Origin of the sequence: Streptomyces camponoticapitis (assembly GCF_014646115.1) — a bacterium.
GTDB lineage: Bacteria > Actinomycetota > Actinomycetes > Streptomycetales > Streptomycetaceae > Streptomyces > Streptomyces camponoticapitis.
In genome coordinates this window covers 15,067-34,601 of sequence record NZ_BMMV01000032.1, presented here as the reverse complement: position 1 = coordinate 34,601, position 19,535 = coordinate 15,067, and the positions used below count along the sequence as shown (strand labels likewise).

At 71.5% G+C, this 19,535-nt stretch carries 17 protein-coding genes; 7 read left to right on the top strand and 10 right to left on the bottom strand.

The genetic code is table 11. The annotated features are described in order from the left end of the window. Positions 1-25 precede the first annotated feature (25 nt). Positions 26-1,252, bottom strand: a complete 1,227-nt coding sequence (locus IEY79_RS33270; protein ID WP_189111375.1) for a cytochrome P450 — start codon at positions 1,250-1,252, stop codon at positions 26-28. Between the two features lie 204 nt (positions 1,253-1,456). On the opposite strand from IEY79_RS33270, the gene IEY79_RS33265 reads away from it, so the two are divergent. Next, positions 1,457-1,987, top strand: a complete 531-nt coding sequence (locus tag IEY79_RS33265) for a gamma carbonic anhydrase family protein (RefSeq protein ID WP_189111374.1) — start codon at positions 1,457-1,459, stop codon at positions 1,985-1,987. A gap of 10 nt (positions 1,988-1,997) precedes the next feature. Here IEY79_RS33265 and IEY79_RS33260 read toward each other — a convergent pair whose 3' ends face one another. After that, positions 1,998-2,690 (bottom strand): DedA family protein, encoded by a 693-nt coding sequence (locus tag IEY79_RS33260; RefSeq protein WP_189111373.1) that lies wholly within the window; start codon positions 2,688-2,690, stop codon positions 1,998-2,000. Positions 2,691-2,812: 122 nt separating this feature from the next. Beyond that, positions 2,813-3,250: a DUF4442 domain-containing protein gene (locus IEY79_RS33255; RefSeq protein ID WP_189111426.1), complete on the bottom strand. Its 438-nt coding sequence runs from the start codon at positions 3,248-3,250 to the stop codon at positions 2,813-2,815. 108 nt (positions 3,251-3,358) lie between these two features. Between IEY79_RS33255 and IEY79_RS33250 the strand changes: the two genes are divergently transcribed. After that, positions 3,359-4,414, top strand: a complete 1,056-nt coding sequence (locus IEY79_RS33250) for a DUF8017 domain-containing protein (RefSeq protein WP_189111372.1) — start codon at positions 3,359-3,361, stop codon at positions 4,412-4,414. An 85-nt stretch (positions 4,415-4,499) separates the two neighbouring features. Here the strand turns inward: IEY79_RS33250 and IEY79_RS33245 are convergent, their stop codons facing one another. The 3 genes from IEY79_RS33245 to IEY79_RS33235 all read right to left on the bottom strand — a co-directional run bounded on the left by IEY79_RS33245 (position 4,500) and on the right by IEY79_RS33235 (position 7,645). Continuing rightward, positions 4,500-5,345 (bottom strand): spermidine synthase, encoded by an 846-nt coding sequence (locus IEY79_RS33245; protein ID WP_189111371.1) that lies wholly within the window; start codon positions 5,343-5,345, stop codon positions 4,500-4,502. 95 nt (positions 5,346-5,440) lie between these two features. Next, positions 5,441-6,619: an elongation factor Tu gene (gene tuf / locus IEY79_RS33240; RefSeq protein WP_189111370.1), complete on the bottom strand. Its 1,179-nt coding sequence runs from the start codon at positions 6,617-6,619 to the stop codon at positions 5,441-5,443. A gap of 327 nt (positions 6,620-6,946) precedes the next feature. Then, positions 6,947-7,645, bottom strand: coding sequence for a DNA alkylation repair protein (locus IEY79_RS33235; RefSeq protein ID WP_189111369.1), 699 nt, complete (start codon positions 7,643-7,645; stop codon positions 6,947-6,949). Between the two features lie 140 nt (positions 7,646-7,785). Here IEY79_RS33235 and IEY79_RS33230 point away from each other — a divergent pair, with 140 nt between their 5' ends. The 5 genes from IEY79_RS33230 (at position 7,786) to IEY79_RS33210 (ending at position 13,023) form a co-directional block, all read left to right on the top strand. Then, entirely contained in the window at positions 7,786-8,535 is a 750-nt protein-coding gene (locus IEY79_RS33230; protein WP_189111368.1) for a TVP38/TMEM64 family protein, read from the top strand. 201 nt (positions 8,536-8,736) lie between these two features. Continuing rightward, entirely contained in the window at positions 8,737-9,513 is a 777-nt protein-coding gene (locus IEY79_RS33225; RefSeq protein WP_189111367.1) for a (5-formylfuran-3-yl)methyl phosphate synthase, read from the top strand. A gap of 8 nt (positions 9,514-9,521) precedes the next feature. Beyond that, the gene (locus IEY79_RS33220; RefSeq protein WP_189111366.1) at positions 9,522-10,925 is read left to right on the top strand and encodes an aldehyde dehydrogenase family protein; all 1,404 of its coding nucleotides are present in this window, start codon (positions 9,522-9,524) and stop codon (positions 10,923-10,925) included. After that, complete coding sequence (locus IEY79_RS33215) at positions 10,922-12,031, top strand: NAD(P)-dependent alcohol dehydrogenase (RefSeq protein WP_189111365.1); 1,110 nt, start codon at positions 10,922-10,924, stop codon at positions 12,029-12,031. Before IEY79_RS33220 ends, IEY79_RS33215 begins: the two co-directional genes overlap by 4 nt. A gap of 83 nt (positions 12,032-12,114) precedes the next feature. Then, positions 12,115-13,023: a class I SAM-dependent methyltransferase gene (locus IEY79_RS33210; RefSeq protein ID WP_189111364.1), complete on the top strand. Its 909-nt coding sequence runs from the start codon at positions 12,115-12,117 to the stop codon at positions 13,021-13,023. 49 nt (positions 13,024-13,072) lie between these two features. Here the strand turns inward: IEY79_RS33210 and IEY79_RS33205 are convergent, their stop codons facing one another. Genes IEY79_RS33205 through IEY79_RS33190 form a run of 4 tightly spaced genes read right to left on the bottom strand, consistent with a single transcriptional unit; the run spans position 13,073 to position 19,233 of the window. After that, the gene (locus IEY79_RS33205; protein ID WP_189111363.1) at positions 13,073-14,137 is read right to left on the bottom strand and encodes an enoyl-CoA hydratase/isomerase family protein; all 1,065 of its coding nucleotides are present in this window, start codon (positions 14,135-14,137) and stop codon (positions 13,073-13,075) included. Further along, a complete protein-coding gene (gene meaB, locus IEY79_RS33200) occupies positions 14,134-15,150 on the bottom strand; it encodes a methylmalonyl Co-A mutase-associated GTPase MeaB (RefSeq protein ID WP_189111362.1) in 1,017 nt (338 codons plus the stop codon). Before meaB ends, IEY79_RS33205 begins: the two co-directional genes overlap by 4 nt. Before the next feature lie 4 nt (positions 15,151-15,154). After that, positions 15,155-17,356, bottom strand: a complete 2,202-nt coding sequence (scpA, locus tag IEY79_RS33195) for a methylmalonyl-CoA mutase (RefSeq protein WP_189111361.1) — start codon at positions 17,354-17,356, stop codon at positions 15,155-15,157. Continuing rightward, positions 17,353-19,233, bottom strand: coding sequence for a methylmalonyl-CoA mutase family protein (locus IEY79_RS33190; RefSeq protein ID WP_189111360.1), 1,881 nt, complete (start codon positions 19,231-19,233; stop codon positions 17,353-17,355). Before IEY79_RS33190 ends, scpA begins: the two co-directional genes overlap by 4 nt. Positions 19,234-19,535 lie beyond the last annotated feature (302 nt).

The following is a 19,535-nucleotide window of genomic DNA, read 5'->3' as shown; positions in this document are numbered from 1 at the left end:
GGCAGAGCGTCGAATCGCGGCGCGGTCAGCTCCCGACCGGTGTGAACTCCACCGGCAGCGACCGCGGACCGCGCGTGAACACGCCCTGCTCGACCGGGTCGAACCCCTTGGCCGGCCTCAGATCGGGCATCGCGTCGAGCAGTTGCCCCACCCCCACCCGTACCTCCGCCCTGGCCAGCAGCGCGCCCACGCAGAAGTGCCGTCCGAGCGCGAAGGCCAGATGGTCCGCGGCGGCGGAGAACGCGGTGGTCGTCGTCAGGTCGTCCCGGAAGAGGTTGAAGGTGTCGGGCTCGGCGAAGCGGTCACCGTCCCTGTTGGCGGCGCCTATGAGGCAGGTGACGGTGGCCCCCGCGGGTACGGTGCCGCCGCTGAGCGTGACCTCCTGGGCCGTCTGCCGCATGATCATGTGCACCGGCGGGGTGAACCGCAGCGTCTCCGCGAACGCCCGGTCCATCAGGCTCCGGTCCTCCCTCACGGCGGCGAGCTGTTCCGGGTGGGCCAGCAGATTCGCGAAGATCGAGGCGATGGCCTTGTCGGTGGTCTCGCCGCCGGCCGCGAGCAACAGACTGCAGAACGCCTTGATGTCCTCGTCGCTCATCCGCACCCCGTCGACCTCGGCGGCGCAGAGGGTCGAGAGCAGATCGTCGCCCGGGTTCTCCCGGCGGTCGCGGATGATCGGGATCATGTACTCGGCGAACTCGATCCGGGTCCGTTCGCCCGCCGCGGTCACCTCGGGATCACCGGAGAGATTGCCGAGGAAGGCTATGACGGCGGTGTACCAGCCGTGGAAGCGGGCGTGGTCCGCCTGGTCGAGGCCCAGCATCTCGGCGATGACGTTGACGGGGAAGCGGGTGGCGAAGGCGTCCACCAGGTCGACGCCCCCGGTGTGCCGGAAGGTGTCGATGAGCCGGCGGCTGTTGCTCTCGATGACCGGCAGGAACCTCTCCTCCAGGTCGCTGCCCCGGAACGCGGGTGCGACCAGGGCGCGGCGTACGGCGTGTTCGCGGCCGCTCAGCTGGAGGATCGTCTTCCCGTGCACGGGTTCGAGCTGCCAGTGGTAGTTCTCGGTGGTGAACGCCGACGCCTTGTCCTTGAAGGCCCGTTCCACGTCCTCGTACCGCGAGATGAGGTAGCTCTTCGTGGCCTCGTGCCAGATCAGCGGCGCGCTCTCACGCATCAGCCGGTAGGCGGGATACGGATTCTCGGCGAACTCGGCCGACAGGATGTCGGGTACCTGCTGTGCGGTGGCCATGGAGCTCCCTCGCTCGAAGGGACAGCGACGTTCGACTCCCGCAAGGCTATTGACCGGCCGTCGGACGAGCCAGACGTGAGCCGGCCCGCCTGGTGCCGGAGAGCGCGGGATCGTCGCTTACGGTTCCGGTACGCGCACGGCGCCACCGGTCGTACGGAACAGTGCGACGCGGGGCCGACACCGAACGGCACCGGAGGAGACGGCATGACGGAGCGGCCACTGATCGCGGGTGTGGGCGGCACGGAGCCCGCGATCGATCCGACGGCGTTCGTGGCGCCGACGGCGGTGGTACTGGGCGAGGTCACCATGGCGGCCGGCTCCAGCGTCTGGTACCACACGGTGCTGCGGGCCGACGGCGGCCCGATCGTCGTCGGGGCCGACAGCAACATCCAGGACAACTGCACGGTGCACGTCGACGTCGGCTCCCCCGTCACGATCGGCGAGCGTGTCTCGGTGGGTCACAACGCGGTACTGCACGGCTGCACCGTCGAGGACGACGTGCTGGTCGGCATGGGCGCCGCCGTGCTGAACGGGGCGCACATCGGCGCCGGTTCGCTCGTCGCGGCCCAGGCGCTCGTACCGAAGGGCATGCGCGTACCACCGGGTTCGCTGGTGGCCGGGGTGCCCGCCAAGGTGAAGCGGGAGCTGACCGAGGAGGAGCGCGAGGGGATCAAGCTCAACGCGGCGGCCTATCTGGAGCTGGCCGAGCGCCATCGGGCGGTGTACGAAGGCTGACGGCCGGCGGTCAGTCGGTGGCGGGTACGGGCTCCTGGTCGAGCGGGCCCGGCCCGTCCTTGACCGACGTCGGCGCCGCCGACCGCTCCCGCGCCTGTGCCGACGCCTTCTTGGCCCGGTTCTTGATGACGAGCATCGAGGTGATGCCGATCAGCACGGCGAGTACGAGGCCCAGCCAGGAGAAGCGCTTCAGCCATGCCTCGGCGACGACACCCACGGAGTAGACGACAGCGGTCGTGCCGCCCGCCCAGAGGATTCCGCCCAGGACGTTGGCGACGAGGAACTTCCAGTACGGCATTCGCAGCACACCGGCGAGCGGCCCGGCGAAGATCCGCAGCAGCGCGATGAACCGGCCGAAGAAGACGGCCCACATGCCCCACTTCTGGAACGACCGCTCGGCCATCGCGATCTGCGGCTCGCCGAAGTGACTCGGGAACTTCCTGCCGAGCCGGGCGAGCAGTGGCCGGCCGCCCTTGCGGCCGATGGCGTAGCCGATCGAGTCACCGATGATCGCGCCCGCGGTGGCGCACGCGCCGAGGATGTACGGGTTGATGTCACCGTGCTGCGAGGCCAGCAGCGCCGAGCTGACGAGGACGATCTCACCCGGCAGCGGAATGCCGAGGCTTTCGAGGCCGATCACGACGCCGACCAGGATGTAGACGCTGATCGCGGGTACGGTCTCCAGCCACTCCTGGACGTGCAAGACCGGTTCCTTCCGTGTCGGATGTGCCGCTGCCCGGCGAGCGCCTTCCAGGCGCTCGCCGGGCAGCCTACCTGTGCGCGGCGCCCGCCGATGACCGGCCCCGGTCGCCGGAGCCGGCCCGGTCAGGTGTTGAGACGCAGCGTCCAGACGATGGTCATCTCACCGGTGACGGCGCCGTCCTCGCGGTTGAAGACGACGGTGACGGGGATCTCGGGGCGCCCGCCCCCGTCGAGTTCGGCGACGACCTCCGCCACCGGCCGGTCCACGGTGGCCGTCGCCGTGACGACGCCCATGGCGAGCTTCTTGTAGCCGATCTCCGCCTTGACGACGAGAGGTACGGCGCGGGTGAGCTGGTCGCCGAAGGCGGCGAGCAGCACGGCGCCGCTGACGGTGTCGCCGAGGGTGAACATCGCGCCGGCGTGGGGGCCTCCCACATGGTTGTGGAAGGAGGGCTGGTCCGGCAGCCGTACGACGGCACGCTCGGCGGTGGTTTCGAGGAACTCCATGTTGAGGGTCTTCGCCATGGGCACGGTGGCGGCGAGCATCTCGCCGACGGTCATCCGATCAGAACTCATGCGGCTCGATATTACCCACGGGTAGCCTCAGTTGCCATCCTGCGACAGGGCGGCCGTAGCAAGGCGGGGACGACCCCTCTATCGTTACTCGCCATGTGGCCAGGACAGCAGCCGCCCGGGGGCGAGCCAAACCCGCAGGATCCGAATTCGAACCCGTACCAGCAGCCGGGGTACCAGCAGCCGAATCCCTACCAGCAGCCGGGATACCAGCAGCCTGGTTACCAGCAGCAGCCCGGCTACCCGCAGCAGCCGGGAGCCCAGCAGCCCAACCCGTACCAGCAGCCGACCGTGCCCCAGTACGCGGTGCCGGGGCAGCCGGGCGGGCCGGGCGGTCCCGATCCCTCGCAGGACAAGAAGCGCACGAAGACGGTCGCGATCATCGCCGCGTCGGCGGTCGTCGTGGCGGCCGCCGCCACGGGCTTCTTCGTGATGCAGGGTGACGACGAGAGCTCGAACGTCGCCGAGGACCCCAAGGCGTCGGAGTCGAAGGAGCCGAAGACGAAGCCGTCGGCGCCGGACAACCCGCGCGACGGGTCGACCGCCGGCAAGCCCACGATCGCGGGCTGGAAGGTCGTGACCAACCCCAACCACGGGACGCAGTTCGACGTCCCCGCCGACTGGGTGGTCGAGAAGCCCGACACGTTCTCGGGCTTCGAGGACGTCGAGAAGGGTGACGGCTCGCCCGCCATCACCTTCTCCGCTCCCGCCTTCCTGAAGACCAACTGGTGCGAGCAGGACAGCGACCAGGACGGCGAGATGGAGGACGTCAGTCTCGGCGGCACCGGCACCAAGGGGGGCAAGGGCGCCAAGGACACGGCGACCGGCGCCAGCAACGAGTCCGGCAGCTGGGTCTGGGCCGCGTACGCCCAGGAAGCCACCGAGGAGCAGCAGCAGGCGGCGATCAAGGTCGAGAAGTCCAAGGCCTACACGACGAAGTCCGGCCTCAAGGGGCACTACTCGACGGCCGCGAGCACGGGCCTGCCCAAGAAGGAGAAGTGCGACACCGACGGCAAGTCGATCGCGTTCACCTTCACCAACGCCAAGGGTGACTTCACCACTTGGGTCCTGTACGGGGCCAAGGGTGTGGAGGACGAGATCCCGGACGAGACGCTGATGAAGATCATGAGCACCGTCCGGTTGGCCAAGTAGGCCCGTTCTCCCCTGCCCGAAGTCGCCTCCGGCACCGGAGTCCTGTCCGGCACCCGGCACCGTGCCCCGCGCACAGGCGCGGGGCTCAGCCGATGCTGAACGCGCCCTCGGGCGGCTCGGGCGACGCCACCGCTTCGGCGTCCCGTACGACCGGCGCGGCTCCGGTGAACCGCCGCAGCGAAGCGCCGTGTTCGACGCGCGCGGGGAAGACGTCGGACGCGGTACGCCGGGCCAGGGCCGCCGTGTCGATCGGCGCGTGCGAGGCGAGGAGTACGGCGTTGCCGAACCGGCGTCCGCGCAGCACCGACGGTTCGGCGATCAGCGCCAGCTCCTCGAACACCGAGGCGAAGGTGGCCAGTTGAGACGTCAGAAAGGTGAACGGCGCGCCGTCGGCGAGGTTGGCCGCGTAGAGACCGCCGGCTCGTAGCGCCCGCTCGGCGAGGCGCGCGTACTCCACGGACGTGAGATGGGCGGGCACCCGGGAGCCGCCGAAGACGTCGGCGATGAGCAGATCCACCGAGCCGGCCGGTGTCGCGTCGAGCCAGGCGCGGGCGTCGGCGTCGTGGACGGTGATCCCGGAGCCGTCCGGGAGCGGCAACTCCTCGGCGACCAGGGTGAGCAGGGCCCCGTCGGCGTCGACCACGTCCTGCGCCGAGCCGGGCCGGGTGGCGTGCACGTAGCGGGCCAGGGTGAGGGCCCCGCCGCCGAGGTGGAGCACGGTGAGCGGGGCGCCGTCGTCGGCCGCGCAGTCGATCACATGCCCGAGGCGCCGGGTGTACTCGAATTCGAGATGGGTCGGCTCGTCCAGGTCGACGTACGACTGGGGTGCGCCGTCGACCGTCAGCAGCCACGCCCGTTCGCGGTCCACGTCGGGCAGCAGTCGGGCGGTGCCGTGGTCGACGGTCCGGATGACGGGGATGGCTTCGCTCACCGTCCCATTGTGCGTGCCGTGCCGCGCGGAGCGGACCGCGCCCGTCCCCTCCGGGTGGAGGGGACGGGCGCGGCCGACAGGTCCCGCGGGTCCGGTCAGATCAGCTCGGTGACCGTGCCCGCTCCGACCGTGCGTCCGCCCTCGCGGATCGCGAAGCCGAGCCCGGACTCCAGCGGCACGTCCCTGCCCAGCTCCACGGTCAGGGCGACCGTGTCACCGGGCCGCGCGACGGCGAGCTCACCGAGGTCGATGTCGCCGACCACGTCCGCCGTACGGATGTAGGACTGCGGCCGGTAGCCCGTCGTGACCGGCGTCGTACGCCCTCCCTCACGCGTCGACAGGACGTACACCTGCGCGGTGAAGCGCCGGCTCGGTACGAGGCTGTCCGGCGCGGCCACCACATGGCCCCGGCGGATCGCGTCGCGCGGCATGCCGCGCAGCAGCAGCGCGACGTTGTCGCCGGCCTCGGCGGACTCCATCGGCTTCCCGAAGGTCTCCAGCGAGGTGACCGTACTGAGCTGGGGCCCGGACTCGGCGCCGAGCACCTCGATCCGGTCCCCCACGCGCACCGTGCCGCGCTCGACGGCACCGGTGACGACCGTGCCGCGCCCGGTGATGGTCAGGACGTTCTCGACCGGGAGCAGGAACGGCGCGTCGGTGTACCTGACCGGGATCGGCACGTAGGTGTCGACCGCGTCCAGCAGGGCCACCACCGCCTCGGTCCAGCGCGGGTCGCCCTCCAGCGCCCGGAGTCCGGAGACCCGGACGACGGGGACGCTCTCCCCGCCGTACCCGTGCGCGCTGAGCAGTTCGCGTACTTCGAGCTCGACCAGGTCGGTCAGCTCGTCGTCGCCCGCGTCGGCCTTGTTGAGGGCGACGACGATGTGGTCGACGCCGACCTGGCGGGCGAGCAGTACGTGCTCGGCGGTCTGCGGCATGATCCCGTCGAGCGCGGACACGACGAGGATCGCGCCGTCGAGCTGGGCGGCGCCGGTGACCATGTTTTTGATGTAGTCGGCGTGGCCGGGCATGTCGACGTGCGCGTAGTGCCGGGTGTCCGTCTCGTACTCCACGTGCGAGATGTTGATCGTGATGCCGCGCGCCGCCTCCTCGGGGGCCCGGTCGATCCGGTCGAACGGCACGAACGTGCCGGTCCCGCGCTCGCTGAGGACCTTGGTGATGGCAGCGGTCAGAGTGGTCTTGCCGTGGTCGACATGGCCCATGGTGCCGATGTTGAGGTGTGGTTTGGTGCGCACGTATGCCGTCTTGGGCATGGCTGACGTGTTCCTTCCAGGAACTCGAAGCGTGGTGTGGACCCCGGTGCCTTGCCGACCCTCCCCCTGTGGGGTCCGCCGGACGATCCGGGAAGGGTCAGCTTCGGGCGCCGTCGAGGGGCGCCGCCGCGGCGGCCTCTGCCGCCGCCGCTTCGGCGTGCGCTGCGAGGAATGCGGCAGCCTTCGGCGCGTCCGCGACCGCGGACGACGCTGCGTGGAAGGCGTACCGGAACATGTCGTTGATGATGTCCGACCGGCGGCGGGGCCGTCGACCGGTTTTCTCCGGGGCCGCCGCCCGATGCCACTCAGCAGTTCTTCAGCCGTTCTTCAGAGGTTCTTCAGGGCTTCGCGTACGGAGAGCGGGGAGAGCCGGTCGCGGGCACTGGCCACGAAGCCCTGGACGGCGCCGGGATCCGTCTTCGCGTACTCACGCAGGCACCACCCGATCGCCTTGCGGATGAAGAAGTCGGGGTGTCCGGACTGCCGGAGGCAGTAGCCGAACAGCCGCTCGGTGTCGGTCGCTCGCTTGTAGGTGAGCTGGTGCAGCAGCGCGGTGCGCGCGATCCAGAGGTTCTCGTCCTCGATCCAGGCGTCCATCTCTGTGACGAGAGCGCGGTCGGCTGCCACCAGCCCGCCCGCGAGATGGGCGGCGAGGAGGTCGACTGTGTCCCACCAGGGCACCGTGGAGACCAGATGCCGTACGACCGGGAGGAAGCCGGACGAGAGGCGCCCGACGTGTCGGCGGAGGTAGTCGACCGCGAAGTACTGATACTCCCGCTCGGGCAACTCCCAGCAGCGCAGCGCGATCGCCACGCAGTCGGTCTCCTCGGGACGCGGCAGTGAGTCGAGCACCTGCCGTGACAGCGCGCGGCGTTCGGGCGTCGGGATGCCGAGGAAGGGGGCGACGCCCTTGAGATACGCGGCGGACCGCTCGGCCTGTGCCGGATCGGCGGCTGCCGCGTACCCGACGGTGAGCCGTTCGAGGACGGTGTCGGCAAGCGCGCTGGGCGGCGGAACGAGTGTCATGACGTGCAGGTTATGCGCCGCCACCGACAACGGGCGGGGATCCTGTCACGTCCCCGAAGGGGACCGGGCCGGGTCCCGAGTGGCGCTTGTCTCCCGGCTCTTGACGGCGATCACCACTCCTCGTCGGTTAGTCTCCCCGCATGCTCGACCCTGTTGACAGGTCGTTCGCCGGCCTCACGGTCCGCTGTACGAGGGTGCTGCTCTCACCCTGGTCCAGACTCTCTCTTCTGGTTCTCGTGCTCGCGTGCGCGGGGGCCGCTGTGCTGGTCTACGAGCCGCAGAGACTCGTCTCGGCCGGCTGGCCGGAGCTGAGCGGCGGCGCCGCCGTGGTGCTGTTCTCCCTCGCGTACGGGCTGTGCACGGCCGCCTTCGTACCGCGTCCGCTGCTGAATCTCGCGGCGGGCGCCCTGTTCGGTTCGCAGTTGGGGCTCCCGGCGGCACTGGCGGGCACGGTACTGGGCGGGGGGATCGCCTTCGGGCTCGGCCGTTTCCTCGGTCAGGAGGCGCTGCGGCCGATGCTGCGGGGCCGCTGGCTGACCGCCGCGGACGGGCAGTTGAGCGAGCACGGCTTCCGCTCGATGATGGTGATCCGGCTGTTCCCCGGGGTGCCGTTCCAGGCCGCCAACTACTGCGCGGCGATATCGCGTATGCGCTGGCGGTCGTATCTGCTGGCGACGGCCCTCGGGACGATTCCGAACACGGCCGCGTACGTGGTCGCGGGAAGCGAGGCGGGATCGCCGACGTCGCCTGCGTTCCTGGTGTCCATGGGCTTCATCGTGCTGACGGGAGCCGCGGCGGCGGTGGTCGCCTGGCGCAAACGCCACCGTCTGCGCCCCGCCCCGGCGGCCCAGCCTCCCACGGAGGAACGCGTACCCGAGCCGGTCGCCTAGGGCCGTCCGGCGCGGATCCCGGAACGCCTGTGGTGCCCCCGGTCGCGGCCAGTTCCTGCGCACGCCGGGGGCGTGGGCGGGTGCGGACAATGACCCGTCCGGTACTCCGCGCGCCCTGCCGCGAATCATGGGCCCCGGAAATGATGAGCGAACCGCACGTGATCCAGACGACTCCGCATACCTGCCCTCCGGCAGGTGGACATGCGGTGGAAGGAATCCACGGTGTTGCTTCTCATCTCTCCCGACGGTGTCGAAGAGGCCATCGACTGCGCGAAGGCGGCGGAACACCTCGACATCGTCGATGTCAAAAGACCGGCCGAGGGCTCGCTCGGCGCGAACTTCCCCTGGGTCATCAGGGAGATCCGCGACGCGGTCCCGGCGGACAAGCCGGTCTCCGCCACCGTGGGGGACGTCCCGTACAAGCCCGGCACGGTGGCCCAGGCGGCGCTCGGCGCGGTCGTCTCCGGCGCCACGTACATCAAGGTGGGCCTCTACGGATGCACGACGCCCGAACAGGCCACCGACGTCATGAGCGGGGTCGTCCGGGCCGTGAAGGAGTACCGGCCGGACGCGTTCGTCGTCGCCTCCGGGTACGCGGACGCGCACCGGATCGGCTGCGTCAACCCGCTCTCGCTGCCCGACATCGCCCGCCGGTCCGGCTCGGACGCGGCCATGCTCGACACCGCCGTCAAGGACGGGACCCGGCTGTTCGACCACGTACCGCCCGACGTCTGCGCGGAGTTCGTCAGGCTGGCCCACGAGGCCGATCTGCTGGCCGCCCTCGCGGGCAGCGTCAAGACGGCCGACCTCGAAGCCCTGACGCGCATCGGCACGGACATCGTGGGCGTACGCGGGGCGGTCTGCGAGGGAGGTGACCGCACGACCGGAAGGATCCAGCCGCATCTCGTGGCCGCGTTCCGTGCGGAGATGGACCGGCATGCCGGGGAACAAGCGGCCGCCGTCGCCGCCGCGAGCTGACCGCCGCCATGCCGACAGACCAGTCCGGTCACGCGACGGCGGCAGCCGGTGAGCGGTTCGCCGTCCTCGATCCGGCCACGGGCGAGGCCTTCGACGAGGCTCCCGCCCAGCGGCCGGACGAGTTGGACGCCGTCGTCTGGCGGGCTCATGAGGCCTGGCGCGGCTGGCGGTCCGACGCCGTCGCCCGCTCCAAGGCACTGCTCACGGCCGCCGACGCCGTGGAGGCGGCAGGGGCCGACCTCGCTCCGCTGCTCACCCGCGAACAGGGCAAACCGCTGGCCGAGTCGTACGCGGAGGTCGCCCGCACGGCGGCGCGCCTGCGCTACTTCGCCGAGTTGGTCCCAGGGACCCGGAGGATCACGGACGGACGGCCGGTACACAGCGAGGTCCGCTGGCGACCACTCGGGCCCACCGCCGCGATCGTTCCGTGGAACTTCCCCCTCCAGCTCGCGTCGGCGAAGTTCGCGCCCGCGCTCGCGGCGGGTAACACGGTGGTGCTCAAGCCCTCCCCGTTGACACCCCTCGCCACCCGGCTGCTGGGGTCCGTCGTCGCCGGCGCCCTCCCGGAGGACGTACTGACGGTCGTCACCGGTCAGGAACCTCTCGGCGCCCGCCTCGCGTCCCACCCGGGGATCCGTCATGTGACCTTCACCGGTTCGGTCCCCACCGGGCGGGCCGTCGCGGAAGGCGCGGCGGCCTCGCTCGCCCGGATCACCCTGGAGCTGGGCGGCAACGACGCCGCGGTCCTGCTGGACGATGTCGATGTGGAGCGGATCGCGGAGCGGCTGTTCTGGGCGGCGTTCCGCAACTGCGGGCAGGTCTGCATGGCGGTCAAACGGGTCTACGCCCCGGCCCGGCTCTACTCGCGCGTGGTCGAGGCCCTCGCGCAGCATGCCCGCTCCGTGGTCGTCGGAGCCGGGCTCGACCCGGGCTCACGGCTGGGGCCGGTCAACAACGCGGCCCAACTGGCAAGAGTGGAAAGGTGCGTGGACCAGGCCGTGTCGGCGGGCGCCCGGACCGTGGCCGGTGGCCACCGGCTGGACCGGCCGGGCTACTTCTTCGCCCCGACGATCCTGGCCGATGTGCCGCCCGCCTGTCCCGTGGTGACGGAGGAGCAGTTCGGCCCGGTCCTGCCGGTGCTGCCGTACGGGAACCTGGACGAAGCCGTGGAAGCCGCCAACGGCACGGGCTTCGGGCTGGGCGGCTCCGTATGGGGGACCGACCTCGACCGCGCCGAGGCGGTGGCCGGCCGGCTGGAGTGCGGGACGGCGTGGATCAACCACCATGCCGAACTCTCCCTCGCCCAGCCCTTCGCGGGCATCAAGGACAGCGGTGTCGGCGTCGCGGGCGGGCCGTGGGGGTTCTACGGAAACCTCAGGCCGTTCGTCGTGCACCGTCCGGGGGCGGCGTGAGAAGGAGGTTCGGCGCGGCGGTCCTGCGCTCGTACGAGAACCGTTTCGCCCTTGAGGAGGTGATCCTGAACTCGGGACCGGCCGACGGCGAGATCCTGGTCAGGATCGCGGGCTGCGGGATGTGCCGGACCGATCTCGCGGTCCGTCGCTCGGCGGGCCGCTCACCGCTGCCGGCCGTGCTCGGCCACGAGGGGGCCGGGGTCGTGGTGGAGACGGGCGGCCGGGCCACCGGTCCGAGCGTCGGCGACCATGTCGTGCTGAGCTTCGACTCCTGCGGGCAGTGCGGGAGTTGTACGGGCGCGGCCCCCGCCTACTGCGACTCCTTCGCCGCGCTCAACCTCTTCGGAGGGCGCGCGGAGAACGCGGCACGGTTCACCGACGCGGCCGGGGGCGCACTGGCCCCCCGGTGGTTCGGCCAGTCCTCGTTCGCCGATTACGCGATGGTCCCGGCCCGCAACGCGGTGCGGGTCGATCCCTCGCTGCCCGTCGAACTGCTCGGACCGCTCGGCTGCGGCTTCCTCACCGGTGCGGGGGCGGTCATCAACTCCTTCGGCGCCGGCCCCGGCGACACGATCGCGGTCCTCGGCGCGGGAGCGGTGGGCCTGGCCGCGGTGATGGCGGCCACCGCCGCCGGGGCGGTGACCGTGGCCGTCGACCGGCAGCCCGAACGGCTGGCCCTCGCCGAGCGGCTGGGCGCGATCCCCCTGAACGCCGCGTCGGCGGCTCTGCCCGACCGCATCCGGCGACTGACCGGGGGCGGCGCGCGGTACGCGCTCGACACCACCGGTTCCGCGCGGCTGATCAACGACGCGCTCAGAGCCCTGCGCCCGACCGGCCATCTCGGCCTGGTGGCACGGCTCAACACCGCGCTGCCGCTCGAACCGGGAACGCTGGACCGGGGCCGGAGAATCTCCCACATCTGTGAGGGGGACGCGGTGCCGGGGCTGCTGATCCCGCGGCTGACCGGGCTGTGGCGGGCCGGGCTGTTCCCCTTCGACCAACTGATCCGTACGTACCCGCTCGCCGACATCAACGAGGCCGAACGCGATTGCGAAGCGGGCCGGGTGGTCAAACCGGTCCTCATTCCGCAGGGCACGGGGCGATGAACGCACGGCTGCCCACCTGATCGCCGGCCCCTCGTCCGTACCGCTCGCTTCTGGTGGTCCCTGCTCGTATCCAAGGAGGACGCATGACCGGCACAGTGCCCGAAAGCATCAGTACGGAGGGCGTGAACGGGGGTGTCGGGCTGACCGCCCTGCTGGTCGCGGCGGCGCGGGCGATCGAGACCCATCGCCCCGACAGCCTGGCGCAGGACGTCTACGCGGAGCACTTCGTGCGCGCCGCACCGGCGTCGGCGCGCTGGCCCGTCCATATCCGGCAGGTGCCGGACGGGGACGCGAACCCCCTGTGGGGACGCTTCGCGCGCTACTTCGGCCTGCGGACACGGGTCCTGGACGATTTCCTGCTTCGGTCGGTGCACACGGGAGGTGCCCGCCAAGTCGTTCTGCTCGGGGCCGGGTTGGACGCACGGGCCTTCCGGCTCGACTGGCCTCCGGACTGTGTGATCTACGAGATCGACAGGGAAGGCGTGCTGGCGTTCAAGCACCAGGTGCTCGGCGAGCTGGCGGCCACCCCGAGGGCGGGGCGCGTGCCGATCGCGATGGATCTGCGCGCCGACTGGGTCGGCGCACTGACCGCCGCCGGCTTCGACCCGGCAGCGCCGAGCGTCTGGCTGGCCGAGGGACTGCTGTTCTACCTGCCCGTGACCGCCGAGACCTGTCTCATCGACACGGTGGACCGGCTGAGCGCGGAAGGAAGCGCCCTGGCGTACGAGGTCAAGCTGGAGAAGGACTTGCTGGCGTACCGCGACAGCCCGCTCTACACGGCCACGAGACACCAGATCGGTATCGACCTGCTGAACCTGTTCGACGGGGAGCCCCGGCCCGATTCCGCGGCGGATCTGGCGGGCAAGGGCTGGTCCACGGCGGTCCACACCCCGTTCCACTTCACCCGACGCCACGGACGCGGCCCGCTGCCCGAGCCGAACGACGCGCTGGAGGGCAACCGCTGGGTGTTCGCGGACAAGCCCCGGCGCTGACGGCGCGCCCCATCCTCGCGGGGGCCGTGAACGCGAGGGGCCCCGGGACCTACTCCCGCCCCGCCGGCCCCAGGTCCCCGCCCGGCGGCGCCGCCGAGAAGCGCGCCACGTCCTTCTCGGTGACCAGTTCCAAGTCTCCCGGCTGCCACCGAGGCATCCGGTCCTTGTCGATCACCTGGGCGCGGATGCCCTCCACCAGGTCCGGCGTCCGCAGCGCCGCGCAGGACGCGCGGTACTCCGCCTCCAGCACCTCCTCCAGCGTCGCCGACTCCCGCGCCGTCCGCAGGGCCGCCAGCGTCGCCTTCAGGGCCGTCGGCGACTTCGTGAGGATCGTCTCCGCCGCCTGCTTCGCCGCGTGGTGCCCGCAGGCGAAGAGGCGGTCCACGATCTCCTCCACCGAGTCGGCCGCGTAACACGTGTCGATCCACTCACGGTCGGCGGCCAACTCTCCCTCGGGCGGCGCCGTCGCATGGCGCCGTACGGCCACCGGCGCGTCCGTGGCGGCGAGTTCGGCGGCCAGCACGGGGAGCCGGCCGGAGGGGACGCAGTGGTCCGCGAGCCCGCAGAGGATCGCGTCGGCCGCGCCCACCGCCGCGCCGGTGAGGGCGAGATGCGTACCGAGTTCGCCGGGCGCCCGGGAGAGCAGATACGTACCGCCGACGTCCGGTACGAGTCCGATGCCGGTCTCAGGCATGGCGACCTGGGAGCGTTCGGTGACGATCCGGACGTTCCCGTGCGCGGAGACGCCGACGCCGCCGCCCATCACGATGCCGTCCATGAAGGCGACGTACGGCCCCGGGAGGCGGGCGATCCGCGCGTTGAGACGGTACTCGTCGCGCCAGAAGGCGGGGGACGCCGTGCCGCCCGTACGCGCGTCCTCGTAGATCGCCCGGATGTCGCCGCCGGCGCACAGGCCGCGTTCGCCGGCGCCGTCGATGAGCACCGTCCTGACGGACGGGTCCCCCTCCCACTCGGTGAGCGCGGCGTCGAGACGCGACACCATGGCGTGGGTGAGGGCGTTGAGCGCGCGCGGCCGGTTGAGCGTGAGCCGGCCGACGCGCCCTTCGCGCCGTACGAGAACGGTCTCGTCCTCCTCGGGAAGGCCGTCCGTCATCGCGCCCCTCCCCCCGCGTCCGCCGGCAGCTCCAGTGCTTCCACGATCCGCTCGGCGGCCAGCGTCGCGGTCAACGTGCCTTCCCGCACCGCCTGTTCGAGACCGGGAGCGAGGCGGCGTACGCCCGGATGGCTCCGCAGCCGGTCCAGCAGATGGTCACGGACCATCGACCAGGTCCAGTCGACCTGCTGGTCGCTCCGCTTGCCCTGGAGGCGTCCGCTGGTGTCGAGGACCTTCCTGTGCTGTTCCAGGCGCTCCCAGACGGTGTCGAGCCCCGTCCCCTCACGGGCGCTGCAACTCAGCACCGGCGGCGTCCAGGCCGCGTCGACCGGGTGCATCAGGCGCAGCGCGCCCGCGAGTTCGCGTGCGGCGGACTTGGCGTCCCGCTCGTGCGGCCCGTCGGCCTTGTTGACGGCGATGAGGTCGGCCAGTTCCAGGACGCCCTTCTTGATGCCCTGGAGCTGATCGCCGGTGCGGGCGAGGCTCAGCAGCAGGAAGGAGTCGACCATGTTCGCGACGGCGGTCTCCGACTGGCCGACACCGACGGTCTCGACGAGCACCACGTCGTACCCCGCCGCCTCCATCACGATGATCGTCTCGCGGGTCGCCTTCGCGACACCGCCGAGCGTGCCCGCGGTGGGCGAGGGACGGACGAAGGCCGCCGGGTCGACGGCGAGGCGCTCCATGCGTGTCTTGTCGCCGAGGATGGAGCCGCCCGTCCTGGTGGACGACGGGTCGACGGCGAGGACGGCGACCCGGTGCCCGAGGCCGGTGAGCATGGTGCCGAGGGCGTCGATGAAGGTGGACTTGCCGACGCCGGGCACACCGCTGATGCCGATCCTTCGTGCCGTGCCCGAGTGGGGCAGCAGCGCGGTCAGGAGCCGCTGGGCGAGTTCCCGGTGGTCGGCCCTGGTCGACTCCACCAGGGTGATGGCGCGCGCGACGGCCGAACGGGAGCCGTCGAGCACGCCCTTGGTGTAGGCGTCGATGTCGATGGTGTTCCGAGGAGCCACCGGCTCACCGCTCGTGGCCGAGAGCGGCGGACAGGGTCGTGAGCAGATCCTGGGCGGCGTCGGGGATGACCGTGCCGGGCGGGAAGACGGCCGCGGCGCCCGCGCGGTGCAGCTCGTCGATGTCTCCGGGCGGGATCACACCGCCCACGACGATCATGATGTCCTCGCGGCCCTCCTTGGCGAGTTCCTCGCGCAGGGCGGGCACCAGCGTGAGGTGTCCGGCGGCCAGCGACGACACCCCGACGATGTGCACGTCGGCCTCGACGGCCTGCCGCGCGACCTCGCCGGGCGTCTGGAACAGCGGGCCGACGTCCACGTCGAAGCCCAGGTCGGCGAAGGCGGTGGCGATGACCTTCTGGCCGCGGTCGTGGCCGTCCTGGCCCATCTTGGCGACCAGGATGCGCGGGCGGCGCCCCTCGGCCTCCTCGAACTCCTCGACGGCGACCCGGGTCCGCTCGACCGCCGGTGACGTGCCGGCCTCGTTCCTGTACACACCGGAGATGGTACGGATCTGCCCGGAGTGGCGCCCGTACGCCTTCTCCAGGGCGTCGGAGATCTCGCCGACGGTGGCCTTGGCGCGCGCCGCCTTCACCGCGAGGGCCAGCAGGTTGCCGTCGAGGCCCGGGGTCGAGCCCGCCTCGGCCGCGCCGGTGAGGGCGCGCAGCGCGTCCTGGCAGACGGCCTCGTCGCGCTCGTCGCGGAGCCTGCGCAGTTTGGCGATCTGCTGGGTCCGTACGGAGGAGTTGTCGACCTTGAGGACATCGATCCGCTCGTCGGTCTCGACCAGGTACTTGTTGACTCCGATGACCGGCTGGCGTCCCGAGTCGATCCTGGCCTGCGTGCGGGCCGCCGCCTCCTCGACGCGCAGCTTGGGGATGCCGGCCGCGATGGCCTGCGCCATACCGCCGGCCTCCTCGACCTCCTCGATGTGCTGCCAGGCCCGGCGCGCGAGGTCGTACGTCAGCTTCTCGACGTACGCGCTGCCGCCCCACGGGTCGATGACGCGGCAGGTGCCCGACTCCTGCTGGAGCAGCAGCTGGGTGTTGCGGGCGATGCGCGCGGAGAAGTCGGTCGGCAGGGCCAGCGCCTCGTCGAGCGCGTTGGTGTGCAGCGACTGGGTGTGGCCCTGGGTGGCCGCCATCGCCTCGACACAGGTGCGGGGGACGTTGTTGAAGACGTCCTGCGCGGTGAGCGACCAGCCGGAGGTCTGCGAATGGGTGCGCAGCGACAGGGACTTGGCGTTCTTCGGGTCGAACTTCTTGACGAGCCTGGCCCAGAGCAGCCGGGCCGCGCGCAGTTTCGCGATCTCCATGAAGAAGTTCATGCCGATGGCCCAGAAGAAGGAGAGCCGGGGCGCGAACGCGTCGACGTCGAGGCCCACGTCGAGTCCGGCGCGCAGATACTCGACGCCGTCGGCGAGGGTGTAGGCGAGTTCCAGGTCGGCCGTCGCGCCGGCTTCCTGGATGTGGTAGCCGGAGATGGAGATGGAGTTGTATCGCGGCATGTTCCGCGAGGTGTACGCGAAGATGTCGGAGATGATCCGCATCGAGGGCGCGGGCGGATAGATGTAGGTGTTGCGGACCATGAACTCTTTGAGGATGTCGTTCTGAATGGTCCCGGCCAGCTTCTCCGGCGGTACGCCCTGCTCCTCGGCCGCGACGATGTAGAGCGCGAGCACGGGCAGGACGGCGCCGTTCATCGTCATCGACACGGTCATCCTGTCGAGCGGGATGCCGTCGAAGAGCTGGCGCATGTCGTAGATGGAGTCGATGGCGACGCCCGCCATGCCGACGTCACCGGTCACGCGGGGGTGGTCGCTGTCGTAACCGCGGTGCGTGGGCAGGTCGAAGGCGACGGAGAGGCCCTTCTGCCCGGCGGCGAGGTTGCGCCGGTAGAAGGCGTTGGACTCCTCGGCGGTGGAGAATCCGGCGTACTGACGGATCGTCCACGGCTGGTTGACGTACATCGTCGGGTAGGGGCCGCGGAGATACGGCGCGATGCCGGGGTACGTCCCGAGGAAGTCGAGGCCCGCGAGGTCCCCCGGCGTGTAGAGCGGTTTGACGTCGATGCCCTCGGGGGTGTGCCAGACGAGGTCGGCGTCGCTCCTGCCGGTGCTCTCCTTGACCGCGGAGCGCCAGCGGTCCTCGTTCGCGCCCGTGGCCCCGGCGGGCCCCAGATCGATGCCGGTGAAGTCGGGGACGGTCATCGCGCCACTCCAAGGTGGTCGAGGGCGGCGGAGAGTACGGCGACGGCGTCGTCGCCGGCGGCGACGAACTCGTCGACTCCGGCCCGGGTGAAGGTCTCTCGCTGTTCGCCGGGGCGGCCCGCGAGATACACACGGGTGGCGCCGGCCGATTTCAGTGCCGCGGCGACCTCTTCGGCCTGCTCGGCGTAGAGCGGGTCGCTGGAGCAGAGGCAGGCGATGGCCGCGCCGGAGGCGGTGAGGGCGTCGGCCGCGGTGGTGGCGTCGATGGTGACCGGGTCGTGGACCGGTTCGATGCCGCCGGACTGGAAGAGGTTCGACGCGAAGGTCACGCGCGCCGTGTGCGCGGCCGCGGGGCCGAGCGCGGCCAGCAGGACGCGCGGGCGGGCACCCGTCGACGCGAGGTGCGCGTCGGAGCGGGACCGCAGGGCCTCGAAGGCGTCGTCCCGGTGGACGGTGGGCAGTCCGCCGGCCGGGGCCGGAGGCGGGGTGTCGCGTACGACGGGTACCTCGGCGAGCTGGGGGAACTCGCTGACTCCGGTGACCGGTTCGCGCCGGCGGGCGAGCTTCTCGGAGCGGGCCTCCCAGGTCGCGGCGAGGCGTGTCGCGACCAGGCCGTCGCGCAGCGCGGCGCGCTGGCCGCCGGCCCGCTCGATCTCCTGGAACCAGGCCCAGGCGGCGTGCGCGAGGTCGTCGGTGAGCCGCTCGACGTACCAGGAGCCGCCCGCCGGGTCGATGACCCGTCCGAGGTGGGACTCCTCGATGAGGATGGTCGAGGTGTTGCGGGCGATGCGCCGGGCGAAGCTGTCGGGAAGTCCGAGGGTGTGGTCGAAGGGCAGTACGGTCACGGCGTCCGCGCCGCCGACTCCTGCCGCCAGCGAGGCGACCGTGGTGCGCAGCATGTTCACCCACGGGTCGCGGCGGGTCATCATCACCGAGGAGGTGACGGCGTGCTGGCGCTGTGCGGCGCCGGCCGGTCCCGCTCCGCCGACCTCGGCGACCCGGGCCCACAGCCGGCGCGCGGCGCGCAGCTTGGCGATGGTCAGGAACTGGTCGGCGGTGGCCGCGTACCTGAACTCCAGCTGGGCGCAGGCCGCTTCGAAGGGGAGTCCGGCGGCGTCGAGGTCGCGCAGCGCGGCGACGCCGGCGGCGAGCGAGCAGCCGAGCTCCTGGGCGGCCGAGCCGCCGGCCTCGTGGTAGGGCAGGGCGTCGACGACGAGGGCGCGCAGTCCGGGGTACTCCCGGTGGCACAGCTGGGCGAGTTCCGCGGCGGCGGCCTGAAGGCCTGGGGTCTCGTCGCCGGTGCGGGCGAGGCGGCCGAGCGGGTCGGCGCCGAGGGTGCCGCGCGCGGCGTCCCGCGCGACGTCGCGTTCGTCGAAGAGACGCAGCAACTCGGCTGCGGCGGCCGGGAATTCGTCGCCCGCGTCGAGCGCGACGGGGGCGAGGTCGAGATAGACGCCGTCGAGGGCGTCGCCCAGCGCGGAGACGGGTACGCCCGTCTCTCCCACGGCCAGCCACAGCGAGGTGGTGCCGTTGGCCAGGTCTTCCAGTACGGCCTCGTTGGTGCGCGCCGCGTCGGTCCGCGCGTGGCGCTGACGCACGTCCCAGCCGCTCGGCGTCGGGCCGCTGGGGGTGCCGCCCCGGGTGAACGGCGCGAAGCCCGGCAGGCCGCCGTCCCCGGGGTCGTCGGCGGCGGTGTAGAGGGGACGGGTGGTCAGCCCGTCCTCGATGGTTGTCGAGAGTGCGTCCTCGGCGTCGGTCCCCGAGACGTTCCGACCGGTTTTCCGGAGTACCCCCTCCACCAGACCCTGCCATTGCTCATGGGTCGGCTCGGGGAACTCAGCTGCCAGCGATAGCCCGCTGTCGGGCAGGAGCGTCATGGCCGAGATGTTAGGGCAGGGCGTCTCCAAGCCATCAGGTTGGACTCGTGTGACCTTGCCCTCCCCGTTGCACGCCCCCTGACTGCCCCCCCTATGCGCCCCCTAGCGACCCCCTCAACGACCCCTCCTCGACCCTCCTTTTCACGCCGGCTGTCGCCCTCGGTGCAGCCCTCGTCGCCGTGCGTCCCCCGCCCGCGCAGGGGGTTGGCGCCGTCCCATAATCATCAACGGCTACGCTGCCCCAGACCGGCGCGTGATGGGCCCCTCCATGCACTCGCGCAGACGAGCGATTACGCGCGCCA